This is a genomic window from Streptomyces alanosinicus, assembly GCF_014650595.1.
Classification (GTDB): Bacteria; Actinomycetota; Actinomycetes; order Streptomycetales; family Streptomycetaceae; genus Streptomyces; species Streptomyces alanosinicus.
In genome coordinates this window covers 101,764-114,648 of record NZ_BMVG01000018.1, presented here as the reverse complement: position 1 = coordinate 114,648, position 12,885 = coordinate 101,764, and the positions used below count along the sequence as shown (strand labels likewise).

12 protein-coding genes and 2 pseudogenes are annotated in these 12,885 nt (G+C 68.0%); 7 read left to right on the top strand and 7 right to left on the bottom strand.

From position 1 onward, the window contains the following. Positions 1-82: 82 nt before the first annotated feature. Both IE277_RS29500 and IE277_RS29495 read left to right on the top strand, forming a co-directional pair. Positions 83-982 carry an NADP-dependent oxidoreductase gene (locus tag IE277_RS29500; RefSeq protein WP_189956744.1) on the top strand — a complete coding sequence of 300 codons (900 nt, stop codon included), beginning with the start codon at positions 83-85 and terminating at the stop codon, positions 980-982. A gap of 320 nt (positions 983-1,302) precedes the next feature. Further along, positions 1,303-1,596 carry a hypothetical protein gene (locus tag IE277_RS29495; protein WP_189956743.1) on the top strand — a complete coding sequence of 98 codons (294 nt, stop codon included), beginning with the start codon at positions 1,303-1,305 and terminating at the stop codon, positions 1,594-1,596. An 8-nt stretch (positions 1,597-1,604) separates the two neighbouring features. Here the strand turns inward: IE277_RS29495 and IE277_RS29490 are convergent, their stop codons facing one another. Further along, on the bottom strand, positions 1,605-2,297 hold the full coding sequence (locus tag IE277_RS29490; RefSeq protein ID WP_189956742.1) for an NADPH-dependent F420 reductase: 693 nt from the start codon (positions 2,295-2,297) through the stop codon (positions 1,605-1,607). A gap of 74 nt (positions 2,298-2,371) precedes the next feature. Here IE277_RS29490 and IE277_RS29485 point away from each other — a divergent pair. Further along, positions 2,372-2,722 (top strand): annotated as a pseudogene (locus IE277_RS29485) (winged helix-turn-helix transcriptional regulator); the annotation flags it as partial. A gap of 110 nt (positions 2,723-2,832) precedes the next feature. Here IE277_RS29485 and IE277_RS50130 read toward each other — a convergent pair. Together IE277_RS50130 and IE277_RS29475 are read right to left on the bottom strand one after the other, a co-directional pair. Further along, positions 2,833-3,333: a hypothetical protein gene (locus IE277_RS50130; protein WP_189956787.1), complete on the bottom strand. Its 501-nt coding sequence runs from the start codon at positions 3,331-3,333 to the stop codon at positions 2,833-2,835. 570 nt (positions 3,334-3,903) lie between these two features. Next, on the bottom strand, positions 3,904-4,446 hold the full coding sequence (locus IE277_RS29475) for a hypothetical protein (protein WP_229882042.1): 543 nt from the start codon (positions 4,444-4,446) through the stop codon (positions 3,904-3,906). 523 nt (positions 4,447-4,969) lie between these two features. Between IE277_RS29475 and IE277_RS29470 the strand changes: the two genes are divergently transcribed. After that, positions 4,970-5,281, top strand: a complete 312-nt coding sequence (locus IE277_RS29470) for a hypothetical protein (protein ID WP_189956741.1) — start codon at positions 4,970-4,972, stop codon at positions 5,279-5,281. A gap of 409 nt (positions 5,282-5,690) precedes the next feature. Here the strand turns inward: IE277_RS29470 and IE277_RS29465 are convergent, their stop codons facing one another. The 3 genes and pseudogenes from IE277_RS29465 to IE277_RS50125 all read right to left on the bottom strand — a co-directional run. Then, entirely contained in the window at positions 5,691-6,842 is a 1,152-nt protein-coding gene (locus IE277_RS29465) for a glycoside hydrolase family 16 protein (protein WP_189956740.1), read from the bottom strand. A 442-nt stretch (positions 6,843-7,284) separates the two neighbouring features. Then, entirely contained in the window at positions 7,285-7,545 is a 261-nt protein-coding gene (locus IE277_RS29460) for a type II toxin-antitoxin system prevent-host-death family antitoxin (protein ID WP_189956739.1), read from the bottom strand. A gap of 64 nt (positions 7,546-7,609) precedes the next feature. After that, positions 7,610-8,594, bottom strand: a pseudogene (locus IE277_RS50125) (IS3 family transposase); the annotation flags it as partial. 538 nt (positions 8,595-9,132) lie between these two features. On the opposite strand from IE277_RS50125, the gene IE277_RS47670 reads away from it, so the two are divergent. The 3 genes from IE277_RS47670 (at position 9,133) to IE277_RS49685 (ending at position 11,895) form a co-directional block, all read left to right on the top strand. Beyond that, complete coding sequence (locus IE277_RS47670) at positions 9,133-9,279, top strand: hypothetical protein (protein ID WP_229882057.1); 147 nt, start codon at positions 9,133-9,135, stop codon at positions 9,277-9,279. A gap of 239 nt (positions 9,280-9,518) precedes the next feature. Further along, complete coding sequence (locus tag IE277_RS29445; RefSeq protein ID WP_268252667.1) at positions 9,519-11,084, top strand: cellulase family glycosylhydrolase; 1,566 nt, start codon at positions 9,519-9,521, stop codon at positions 11,082-11,084. Positions 11,085-11,319: 235 nt separating this feature from the next. After that, the gene (locus IE277_RS49685) at positions 11,320-11,895 is read left to right on the top strand and encodes a LacI family DNA-binding transcriptional regulator (RefSeq protein ID WP_373310914.1); all 576 of its coding nucleotides are present in this window, start codon (positions 11,320-11,322) and stop codon (positions 11,893-11,895) included. Positions 11,896-11,912: 17 nt separating this feature from the next. On the opposite strand, the gene IE277_RS29435 is transcribed toward IE277_RS49685, so the two are convergent. Further along, positions 11,913-12,740 carry an RICIN domain-containing protein gene (locus IE277_RS29435; protein ID WP_189956736.1) on the bottom strand — a complete coding sequence of 276 codons (828 nt, stop codon included), beginning with the start codon at positions 12,738-12,740 and terminating at the stop codon, positions 11,913-11,915. Positions 12,741-12,885 lie beyond the last annotated feature (145 nt).

Here is a 12,885-nt window from a genome sequence, read left to right as displayed (position 1 = left end):
GCCTGCTTTTGACTTCCGGCCCGTGCCTCCCGGCCGGCCGGACTGGGTGAGAGGACAAAGATCTGCTGTGAAAGCGTGCGGAGTGTCCGGGGCCGAGAAGGAAGTCGCCCTGCTGGAGTTGCCCGAACCGTCATCTCCCGGGCCCGGTCAGATCCTGGTGGCGGTGGAGGCGGCCGGGGCCGGCCCGTGGGACGAGCTGCTGAACGGCGGTGGCTGGGATGTGGGGCTGCGCCCTCCGGCGGCGTTGGGAGTGGAGGGCGCGGGTAAGGTGCTGGCCGTCGGCGCGGGTGTCACCGGGTTTGCCGTAGGCGACCGGGTACTCGCGCACGAGGCCCCGCTGCCCGGGGGAAGCGGCTTCTGGGCCGAACGCGTTCTGATCAACGCGGATCACGCTGCAGCCTGCCCACCCGGGCTGGACGCCGTGCACGCGGCGGCGTTGCCGGTCAACGGACTCACCGCGGTCCAGGCCCTGGAGAAGCTGGACCTCAGCCGAGGACAGCGGCTCCTGATCACCAACGGAGGCGGGGCCACGGGAGCCCTGGCCGTCCAGCTCGCCGCGACCGAGGGCATCGAGGTGACCGCGACCGCGTCTGCCGCCGCCGCGGAGCGCCTGCTCGGTCTGGGAGCGATGGAGGTCGTTGATTACCACGACCCGAACTGGTCGGCCAAGGTACGCGGCGGGTTCGACGCCGCCCTCATCGTCGCCACCGGCACGGCGGACGCCGCGCTGCCTTTGGTGCGGGACAGCGGCCGACTGTGCTCCCTGACCTCGGACGCGCCTGCTGAGGAACGAGGCATCACGAGTTGGGACCTCTACGTCGAGCCCAATGCCGCGCAACTCGTCCAGCTGGCGGAGCAAGCCTCTGCGGGAACCTTGAAACTCGAGCCGGAACCCCTGCCGCTGAGCGAGGGACCGGCTGCGTACGCCCGGGTGGTTGCCGGACGGGCCGGCGGCAAGAAGATCGTGCTCACCCGAGCATGACCCGACCGCGGCACCGCCGGGTCCCGATGTTGGGCCATGGTGCCTGCCAGGCGCGATGGAGAAGACACCTGGCTGAGACAGGAAGGTTTACCAAGCCGCAGCCGGTGGAGCGGTCGCGATGCGCGCCCCATTGCCGAATACTGCCGAACGATCTCCTGTTCGGCGCGGTCCGCGCTGTACGCCGGTCACCGGTGCCGTCCGAGCTTTTCCGGGTCTGCTCGCTCGGCTCACCGAAGGCCGTTGCCGGTGAGTCTCATGGGTTCCACGTACTCGGATGTTCCCATCACCGGGAGCTGAACCTCAGGGAGACCGCGACACCAATGGCGCTCACGCAACAGATGGATCTTGCTGCTGCCATGCCCGCCTACGTCCTGCTCGCCGTGCTCGCGATCGTCGTGGTGCTGCTCACCGTGGTCGCCATCGTGACGCGGGCGGTGATGGCGAAGGCGCCAGCGGAGGATTTACAGCACATCCTTCCCGGCCTGAGCCAGGTTCTGGCTGCGCTGGCCCTGTTCCTCCCCTGGGGACGAGGGACGCGGGGCCCGACCGTGACCCCGCCGGTCTCCGTACGGCCCCCGCGTAGAGGAGGGGGCCGTCGGCATACGCGTGGCTGAGGCCAGGCTCAGAACTCCTGACGAAAAGCCTTTTCGGCGTCTTCTGGTTCCTCGTGTCTCTGTCCGGCGGCATAGGCCAGCGGGGGTGCGACTGCTTGGGCATCGGCTCCCTCGCCGACCCATAGCCCGATGAAGAGCGCGGCGGTCGCTTCCAGGAGTCCGGCTCGTTCGAGACCGCCGCCGGACACGGGTTCGCAGCCGGCATGCCGCACCAACTGGTGTACAAGCGCGAGGGCCGTTTCGTCGTCTCCGGAGACCGGAACGGCCAGTCGCCGTCCGTCGAAGATGGGTGGCGACATGCGCCACACGTCCTCGTGGCAGAGGTTGAACGCCTTGACCACATGAGCTTCCGGAGCCGCCGCGGCCAGTTGCTGTGCGGCCGAGAGGCCGCTCTGTGTCAGAAGCCGGAAGCCCGGACCGACCGGATTGGAACAGTCGATCAGCACCTTGCCGTCCAGGACCGCTCGCAGTTCCCGCACCACGCTGGTCCCTGCGCCGAAGGGCAGTGCAGCCAGCACCACCTGACCGAACTCGGCCGCCGCACGCAGACTGACATGCTTCGTGCTGCCTCCGAGGAGCGCCGCGAGCCGCTCCGCCTTGTGCATGTCCCGTCCTCCGACGGCCACGTCGTGCCCGGCGCGGACCCAGTGCGTGGCGAGCGCGTCCGCCATGTTGCCCGTGCCCAGTACGCCGATTCTCATCACGCATTCCCTCCCAGGACCTTCTTGGACCGTTCGCAACGACGCTAGAGGGCCTGTCAGGCACCATTTGGTACGTGACGACCGACGCCTTCCTCGCCGACTGCCGTGCACGCCTGGCCTTCGACCTGCTGTCCAACACCTGGAACGCCGTCGTACTCTGGGCCCTGCGCGACGGCCCCAGACGCCCGGTCGAACTGCGCGAGCAGATCGGGGGAATCAGCTCCAAGGTCCTCACCGAGACGCTGCGGCGCTTGCGGTCCAACGGATTGGTGGACCGGCAGGCACACCCGGGAGCGCCACCGCGCGTTGAGTACCAACTCACCGCCCTGGGCCGGACTTTGCTGGCGCCCATCGACGCTGTCGGAGCGTGGGCCTTCGAGCATGGGGATGAGGTCATGGCGGCCCGGGAAGCCGAATGCACAGCGGATCCGCAGGCAGCGGAACCAGTGCAGATGGGCGAACGCGCGCTCGACGACCCAGCGTTGGGTGCCGAGCCTGCAGCCGTGCTCGGTACCCCGGTGGGCGATCAGAGGCTTCACACCGAGATCCCAGACGAGGCGGCGGTACTTGTCGTGGTCGTAGCCGCGGTCGGCCAGCACCACATCCGGGCGGCGCCGGGGCCGACAGGCGGGGTGCCGTGTTCGTAGCGGCGGAGGAGTTCGGGTGCGCCGGCGAGGTCCTGGGTGACCCGACCGTGCGCGTGGGCACGGGTGAGGGCATCCGCCATGAACCGGTCGCCGCCTCGGGCAAGGTCGTAGGCAGCATGGAGCGCTTCCTCGTCGAAAGCGTCGGAGACAGTGAAGGTGCGCCCGGTCAACAGTTCACGAACCCGGCTGTGGAGGTCAGGCTCCTGGGAGCCGGGCAGGACCGTGCAGGAGTCGGCGTATTCGGGCCACAAGGTGCCCGGGACGAGGACCGGCCCGTGGTGCGCGTGGGTGAGCAGAGTGTGGAGGGCTGCCGCGATGCGCTCGCCGGTCTGAGGGTGGCCGAGGTGGTGCTGGGCCTCGTTGAGCCACACCACTGTGCGGGGCGCCACGCGATCGAGGCCGGCGAGCGCAGCCTCGGCCCGGGGCGGCGTGGAGGCCGGCGAGCGGCGGCCGAAGGTCAACGCAGCCTGATCGACTCCGCCGGGAGCGCCTCGGCGGAGTCGACACAGCAAAGGGGCTGGCCCGCACTCAGAGGGCTGGCCCTTTGCCAGGCCAGGTCTGGCCCACGCCGGGCAAGGACGTCATGGGTGTCACCCCGGCGCCAGATGGCGCGCGGATCTGGGGGGACTCCCTGCGGGCTCCTGATCAATGGTGCGGCAGGCAATGCGCGCCCTGGTCGGACGCGGGCTTCTCACTCGTTCGGCGGTTGGGAAACGCCGGGGGAGGAGCCACTGGCGAGGCCGGGGGCAGAGGTGTTCGCTGGGCGCCCTCGGGGCGGAAATCCCCAGGTGGATCGGCGAGTGGGCGAGAGGACGCCGGCCTGGGCACCAGGGTGTGACGCCTGGTGTCCGGGCCTGGTGGTGCGTGCATGACGCATTGGTTGTCGGACAATGGTGGGGAATGGTGTCCCCGGCCCGATTCCGGCAGGCCGGGGCCCCATATTGCAGGGTCGGTTTGGATCAGTCGTCCCCGCCGCCGTTGTCCCCGTCTCGGCCGCCGTCTCGGCCGTCTTCGTCGTCGCAGATCACGCGGAAGCTGGCCACGACGCCGTCCTCGACGTGGATGGCCTTGGTGTGGAGGTGGTCGACGCCGAAGCTGGAGCTGTGCGCGCCGACGGTGGCGACGGGGGCTCCGTTGTCGCAGACCGCACCGCGGAAGACCTCCACGCGCCGGTGGCTGTCGTTGCGGACATTGAGGGTCTTGGCGCCGAGGCCGCTGACGACCGTGATGCAGTCACCCGGGTGAGCGGAGTAGGACCGCTCGTTGATCAGGATCCGGCCTTCCTCCCGGCGCCGGCCTTCGTTGCCCTTGCCCTGCCCTTCGTTGCCCTTGCCGGAAGTGGTGCCGGAGGGGGCGGCCGAGGGGGCGGCCGAGGCGGCTGCGACCGGGGCCTGCTGAGGCGCGGGGGCGGAGGCTGCCGAGGCGTAGGTGATGCCGGTCACGGCGAGTGCCGCGGCGGCTCCGGCAGTGGCGGTCACCATGGTGGAACGAGCGAGTTTCATGTCGCTTCTCCCGTCTTGTCTCTCGGAGATGCCGACTCGTCAGCCGGCTGCGATCAAACGTACTCATGGCTGTCATATCGGTCATATCGGGAGGCTCGAGGTAGGGGGCCGATCGGGGTATGTGTGGTCCCAGCTGTTCCTTGGCTGGGGTGTGAAGTGACCGGAGGAAAAGGCAGATTGAATGACTATTAGCCCTTCTGGATGATCTGCTGACGCCTGCTCACCCCATGCCGACCGCGTGTCGCTGCGAAATCCATGAGCTGACCCGTGTTACGGGGCGGGCTACGCCGACGTCGGCTCGCCGGGAGAGCGCAACCGGACGCGGCTGATCGAGATCGACTCGAAGCAGGCAGATCCGCCCGGGTTCACGCTCCCTGAGCTGTGCACCACGGTCCGCCTCAAGAACACCCCCGACGAGGTCAAAGCCGTTCTCCACGGGGACTTCAAGGCTCCCAACCAGGACCAGGTCAATCAGAACCAGACCAACGTTCCCCCGAAGGCGAAGTCCTACGCCGACGGCGACATGTCCCAGGACGACTTCGACGACGCCCTCGACAACCAAGCCAACGACAACAAAAACCAGTTCGATGACACGCAGAACGATTCCGTAGACAAGCTCAAGGAACTCGGCCGGCAACATCCCGACTGGCGGGCACAGATCGTCGCCGCGTTCAAAGCAGCCAGCGACTTCCTCACCAACCAGATCTGGGCCAAGGTGGTGTCCTTCTTCGACGACCTGGTCGCCGACATCGGGAAGTGGCTTGATCAGGTGGGCCAGTGGTTCGTGGACCGGTGGAACGACATCAAGGACTGGTGGGACCAGACCTTCGGGTGATCAACCGGTGATCAGTCGCGGCCGGGCGCGACGCGCTCGGCCAGACCAGCCACACCGATAGCCACAGACCCACCCTCACCGGGCCAAGGAGGAGAAGAGCTATCGGAGCCCGAACTCGGGGGCACGTCGAGGCCGTGGCGATCGACGCGGACACCGGCCGCCTGGGCCTTGTCCCCATGTGACCCTCCGACGGATCGATGAGGACGTCCTCTCCTGCATCCTGGCCCACCGGGTCTGGCGGTTGTGCCCCCTCGCAGGGGCGATGAGGACTCTCGACACCGGACGGCCCCGAAGTGACGGCCGTCAGGAAGAGGTGACGGACCTTCTCGCCCTGGCCGCAAGGTTGTCACGCGCAGTCGGTGTCAGGCTCGCGCAGGGAGAACCGTTCGCGCTGTCCGTCGGTTGCTGATCAGCGGTACACCTTCACGTAGTCCGCCTGCATGGTGATCGGCGTCGAGTCGGTGGGCGCGGGGTGGTATTGGCCGGCGCTGATCGACAGGTTGAGGATCAGGTACGCGGAGAAGTTGCCCCCCACGCCGTGGCCGTCGGAGTAGACCTTCTTGCCGTTGACGTACCAGTCCACCGAGTCGGCGCCGTAGTGGGTGCCGATGGTGACCCACTGGTCGGGGGTGACCGCGCCGGGGTCGGTGTGGTAGTCGGAGCCGGAGGTGACGTGGTTGGTCAGCTCCAGCAGGTTCGGGTTGTCGGTGTGGTACTCGAAGGAGTCGATCTCACTGTTGCCGTCCTTCCAGGTCCACAGGGCCGGCCAGGCTCCGGTCCCGGAGGGCAGCTTGACCCGGGTCTCGGCGTAGTCTCCGGACTTCACCCGGAAGCCCTCGCTGGAGCCCTCGGTGGTGAGCAGGCCGGTGGTCCACGCCTTCTTGCCGTTCTCCAGAGTGTGCGAGGAGGGCTTGGCGGTGAAAGTCGCGACGCCGTTCGAGGTCGTGACGGCGCTCGGGTCCAGCCAGTCGAGTTTGTTGTCGTCCGGGTTGTGGTCGCCGTACCGGTAGGACGTGCTCTTGTCGCCGACCCACTTCGAGTTCCAGGCGATGCCGCCGGAGAAGTCGTCCGACCAGACCAGGGACTGGCCGGATATGGGTGAGCCGCCGCTGTCGGACGAGGGCGTGGTCGTGGCGGACGAGGGCGTGGTGGACGAGGCGTTGCTCACCGTCAGCTTGCGGGACGGCAGGTTCTGCCAGGCCCCGCCCGATTTCTGCCAGAAGCCGAAGATCGTGTACGTGCCGGCCGGCAGCGTGCGCGGGGCGCTGGTGAAGTGCACGCCGCTCGGACATATGCGGACATTTGAGGCATTGCCCGGGAAATCCATATTCTTGCCGGAAGCGTCACGGACGCCGACACCAAGCGTCTTGGCCGTGAAGCAGCTGGAGGAGTGCACGGTCAGCTGGGCCGAGCCGGCGACGCCCGCGGTCATCGCGGTCGGGGTCAGCTTGTCCTGGGTGACGGAGGTGGCGGCGGAGGCCTGAGTGGCGAACGGCAGGAGCAGCAGCGCGGCGGCTGCGCCGACCACGCCGAGGCGGGCAGGAGATATGGAGTGGCGCATGGTGGAGCTTCCTCAACGGCGCCTGCGAGGGGAGTGTGTGGTGGGGACCAGGGCCCCGTCCCCGCAGGACTCGGCGATCCGGCGGCTGAGGCCACCCGGGGCGGACTCCCGAAGGCTAGGCAGATGTACCGTGCGCGTACAACGAGATGTGACCCACACCGACTGATCGACACTGATGGCCGGCGGGTGAGCTGGTGGAGCATCTGATGCGGTTGCTCGGCGCACGCGTCCGAGGCGGATGATGCTGACGCGGTTCTGCTGGTCGCTGATCGCGTACATCACGCGGTAGCGGTCGATGTGGATGCGAAGCAGGTCGGCGCTGCCGAACGCGCAGTCGGCGTGGCGGTCGACGGGGGTGAACACCCGACGTACCCTGTCGGGGTCGCCTTCTGCGAACTTCTCCGCCTGGGTGAGGGTCTCGGCTCGCAGATGACTTCGTAGGTCAATGCCCAGTTCCGCCGAAGACGTGCCGGTACGTCTCGTCATGGGAGACGCCGGCGTCTTCGCTGCGGGCCCGGCGGTTCCGGTGGGCGGCCAGGGCGCGCAGCCCCTGCAGTCCCAGGGAGTCGGCGGGGCTGACCAGTATGGCGACGGTCCGCCCGTGGTCGGTGCTGGCGACCGGTTCCCGGATGGCGCTGCCCTCGCGTGCGATGGCGCCCAGGCAGGCGCAGGCTTGCATGATCGAGCACGTCGTCTCTGTCATGCACACCACCTTGCAGAAGTGTGCAAGGGCCTTCCCTCGAGGAAGTGGACACGCGTTCGGGTGATCATGTGGCCAGCGTGACCTTACCGGACTCCTGCTGGTGCTGGTTTTCGTAGGCCACGGGGCTGAGGTGTCCGTTGGCGGAGTGCCTGCGGCGGGTCTTGTAGCGGGTGAGTCACCGGAAGACGGTGCGTCGGAGGAGTTCCGCGCCCGGGTAGTGGTGGGCGCCGCGTGGTGTCTTCCGTTTGAGTTCGGCATGCAAGCTCTCGCAGGCGGCGTTGTCGGCGGAGGTGCCGACCGCGCCCATGGACTGGGTGACGCCCAACTCACCGCACAGATCGGCGAATTCACGTGATGTGTACTGGGTGCCGTGATCGGAGTGGAAGACCGTGCCGTCCAGACCGCCGCGGGTGGCGGCTGCCATTCGCAGGGCGTCGGCGACGAGTTCGGTGCGCATGCGTCCGGCGATGGACCAGCCGACCACCCGGCGGCTGAAGCAGTCCAGGACCGTGGCCAGACAGAGGGACTGGCCGTCTCCGGTGGGGAGACAGGTGATGTCACCCATGTACGTGACCCCGGGCACCGGGGCGGTGAAGTCCCGCTGGAACAGGTCCGGGACCGGTGTCGCCGACGGCTCGGAGATCGTGGTGCGGACCCGTCCGCACAGGCGTATGCCCTGGATGGAGAACTTGCGCATCACGCGAGCCACCCGTTCTCTCGTTGATCTTCCGGCCGTCGGCGCGAAGCTCGGCGGTGATCCGCGGAGAGCCGTAGGCGCCGCCGGAGTCGGCGTGGACGGCGCGGATCCGTTCGGCCAGGGCCGGTCGGCGGCCTGCCGTGCGGTCCGCGCGTCGGCCCCGCCCTGCCACTTGTAGGAGCTGGAACGGTTCACGCCCAGCACCTGGCGCAACCGCTTCACGCCGAGGTGTCCCGGTGATCATGGACGAACTGGAAGCGGTTCACCAGTTCGTCTCGCCGGCGAAATACTTGGCCGCCTTGCGCAGGATGTCCCGCTCGGTGGCCAGCTTCCGCTCGCTCGCCTCAAGCTCGGCCACCCGGGTCTCCAGCTGCCGGATCCGCTCATCCGGGTCAGCGGACGGTGCCGGCTGTCCTGCCCGGGCCGCCGCCACCAGGCCACCGCCATGCGCTGCCACTACAAGCGTCGCACCTCCGGTCACGAACTTCAGCCACATGACAACCAACACATCAGCCCAGGGCATCCCCATGCCCTCCCCGGGGGCGGCACGCGACCGGGGAGCGCGCGTGCACGAGGTCCTCGTCCCAGGCATGTTGTCGATGCGCTTCGACAGAGCCAGCGCAGAGTCGCGGAACGGCAGTCGGTCCATGTCGAGCGGCGGCAGGGCAGAACTCATGGGACTCGGGCCAACGAAAGTTTTTTTGTGTTCAACCACTTGTTTCGGCGGAAACATCTCGTAAACTTCCCTCCTTAGGTGAAGCGCTTCGACACTCGGAAGGGCAACCGTCCGAGCCGGGTCCTCACCCCGCAGTTGATGTCCGCCTGTACGCACGTCCCGCAGGCGGTGCACCCCCCACAACCATCCCGAAACCGACAGGGATACAAGGGACATGACCGAGTCGCACCGAGCCGCGCTCCACCGCGGCAGCGCACCCAGACATCTGGCGAGCACGCTGTTCGCCCTGGTCTCCACCGTCGTCCTGTTCCTGGGCACCGCGCTGACCGCGCCCGCCGCCGGAGCAGCCCCCAGACGCTGAAGGTCCCGGCCAGGGCCGCGGACGCCCTAGGGCGTGTTGCGAAAGTCCCGTCTGCCGCCCGACGCCTGGCACGCACTCTCGCCGCACCGGGCGAAAACCCACGTACAACCAGTACGAGGGCTTCCGCCCGGCACTCCCCCAGCCTCCGCGGCCGGGGGGACCCCCAGAGCACGCACCGGACGCCGCTCGGCCCGCCCTCCGGGCGGACGACGGGACTTTCGCAACACGCCCTAGCCGAGATGCAGCCCAGCTGGAACCTCGGCAACAGCCTGGACGCCATCCCGGACGAGACGTCCTGGGGCAACCCGCCCGCCACGAAGCAGCTCTTCGACACCATCCGCGCGCAGGGTTTCCGCAGCGTCCGCATCCCGGTGACGTGGACCGACCACCAGTCGTCCAGCGCGCCGTACACGATCGACTCCGCCTTCATGAGCCGTGTGAAGCAGGTCGTCGACTGGGCGCTGTCCGACGGCCTGTACGTGGTGATCAATGTTCACCACGACTCGTGGCAGTGGATCAGCAAGATGCCCGCCGACCACGACAACGTGCTGGCCCGCTTCAACTCGTCCTGGACACAGATCGCTTCGACCTTCAAGGACGAGCCGCGCACCCTGCTCTTCGAGAGCGTCAACGAGCCGCAGTTCGACAACGCCACGGCGCAGCAGAAGACCCAGGCCCTCGACGAGCTGAACGTCTCGTTCCAGAGGATCGTCCGTTCCTCGGGCGGGCAGAACGGGCAGCGTCTGCTCGTACTGCCGACGCAGGGCTGCACTCCGTCCCACTCGCTCATGGACGACCTGTCCGCCACGATCAGCAAGCTCCACGACCCCAACGTGGTCGCCACCGTGCACTACTACAGCTACTACCCGTTCAGCGTGAACATCGCGAACGGCACCCGCTACGACGACAACGCCCAGAAGGATCTGAACGACGCCTTCGCCCGGATGCACGACACGTTCGTCGCCAAGGGCATCCCCGTCTACCTCGGCGAGTACGGCCTGCTCAGCTGGCCCGACCAGAACCACCCGGACCGCATCGAGCGGGGCGAGGCCCTGAAGTACTTCGAGCACGTGGGCTACGCGGCACGCCAGGCCGGTGTGGTCACGGCCCTGTGGGACCCGTTCGCCTTCCTGAACCGCTCGACCCTGCAGTGGCGGGACCAGGAGCTGTTCGACCTGATGAAGTCGAGCTGGACCACCCGCTCCGGCTCGACGTCCTTCGACCGGATCTTCGTCCCCAAGTCCGGTTCCATCAACGACCAGTCGCTCACCCTCAACCTCAACGGCCTGTCGTTCCAAGGACTTTGGCAGGGTGACAGCAAGCTCTCCGAGGGCTCGGACTACACGGTCTCCAGCGACCAGCTCACCCTGAAGTCGGCGGCCCTGACCCGGCTGGTCGGCAACCGTTCCTACGGCGACAACGCCACGATCGAGGCACGGTTCTCCGCGGGTCTGCGCTGGAAGATCCATGTGGCGACGTACGACACCCCGCAGCTGTCCGGCAACTCGGCGAACATCAACTCCCTGACCATTCCCACCCAGTTCCGCGGTGACCAGCTCGCCACCATGGAGGCGCACTACGAGGACGGCGGCAACGCGGGTCCCGCCAGCTGGACGGCGTTCCAGGAGTTCAACACCTCCTTCACTCCCGACTACTCGGGCAACACCATCACCCTCACCAACGCGTTCCTCAGCTCGGTGCGGGACAACTCCCGGGTGAACATCACCTTCTATTTCTACAGCGGCGCCAAGGTCACTTACCACATCTACCGGTCCGGTACGTCCATAGCCGCTTGGGCCGACTGACCGCTCACCACCCCCTGTCGTCCCGGCTGCCGGGCTCGTCAAACCGAGCTCGGCAGCCGGGACTCTTCCGCGTCGGCACTCTCGACAGCTGTCTCGACGCGGACCTGCTCGCCGCGACCGATTTGAGCGGCCGACCGCCGTTACCGCGCGCGCTCCGATGCCAGAATGGCGGCGCGCAGGCGGGTGCACCGCATGGCAGGCGAGCGGCCCGCTCCGGAACCGAGCAAAGGCAGTCGTGGCGCACAACAACGAGGGTGCGGCTCCGGACGGCGAGCAGGCCGCGCAGAGCGGCGGGCCGGCGTCGGTGACCATCGCATACATCGCGGAGTCCGCCGGCGTCTCGCTCCCCACGTTGTCGAAGGTGCTCAACGGCCGCTCGGGGGTGTCCGACGGGACCCGGGCCCGGGTCGAGGAACACCTCCATATCCAAGTCGTGCCGCGCAGTGCGGGCGACCGGCTCGCGCTGCCATGGACGCCGCAGCAGGAGATCGCGCCCCCGCGCCGGCAGCGGCGTCGCATCCTGGCGGCCCGCCGCCATCGAGGCACTGGCCGCCAACTGGACTGGCGTCAAGCCGTTGACCGTACTCACCCCAAAATCCCGCGGACGCAAGCGCACCGAGCACTACGACGACCAGGTCGGCTGGGAGACCGAAGCTCAGCCGTCTTGGGATGTCCACCCGACTGCCCCAACCCCGAGCGCAACCGCTACCTGATCTACGTCGTCAGTCAGCACGGAGTCCCCGTGCTCAGCACGCTCGCCGACACCGTGACCGCCGCCCCGCACATCATTGAGGCCCGCCCACCAGCCTGAAGGAGAAAACAGCCACTTCAGGACCAAACTCCTCCAAACGGAGCCCACGTCGATGCCCGACCAAAGCTGGTCGATCTCGGCATGCCTGTCTTCACCGACGTCGCACCGTCACCACTGCCAGAAGCGGTAGAGCGCGAGTCCGAAGGCTGACTCGTCTTGCACACGGCTACAGCCCCGTCGTTTCCTGACTCGCCCCTGAGCGGCCCCGACCTTCGACCCCGAGGCCAGGCATCGTCGCCGAGGACGGGCTGGTCGTTGCGGAGCCGGAAGGCATTCTCGCTGACCGGCTGGACGCGCCAGGTCTGGCCGCGGGAGCCGTTGCAGGCCCGCAGGTCGATGCCGAGGAACCCGTCGCTGGGGAGATTGGGGTCCGTCTGGATGCAGAGGCCGGTCGTAGCGTCGCGTATCCGCACCCGCACGTTGTCGACCCATTCGGGGATCCGCTTCTCCCTGTTGGGCGTGGGCTGGGTGCGGTGCGGGTAGGCGCGCACGCGCATGCCGTCGAGCTCGCGGGGTTCGCCGGCCAGCATCCGGCCGGTCTGGACGTGCTCCAGCCCGACGGGGTCCGTGTAGGAGTCGGACAGGTTGGACGAGAGGGCCTTGTTCCTGGGGTCAGAGCCGGCCGGGGGCGTCAGGAGCCAGTGCTGACTGTCCGTCGCCTTGCAGGGTGTCAGCGCGAGGTGAGTGACATCACGCGGAGTGGTCGACGCGCCCACATCCAGGCACAGCCCGGTCGCGATGCTGCGGATCTGGTACTGCTCGTTGCCGAACGAGAGCAGCCGCCAGGGCCATCGTGACGCAGCGCGTGCCGGACGAGATGGTGTTTCCAGGCATCCGGTGCGCACGGCGTGTCCTCGGCCACGCCCTGACGTGCCCGGCCGGTGTCCCCCAACCCCTGGGCACAGCAGGTCCGGAGGTCGTCGAGACCGCTCCGAGCTATGTGAAGCCGAACCGAACGCCTGCGCCGCCACGAAGGACCCCGAAAGACGT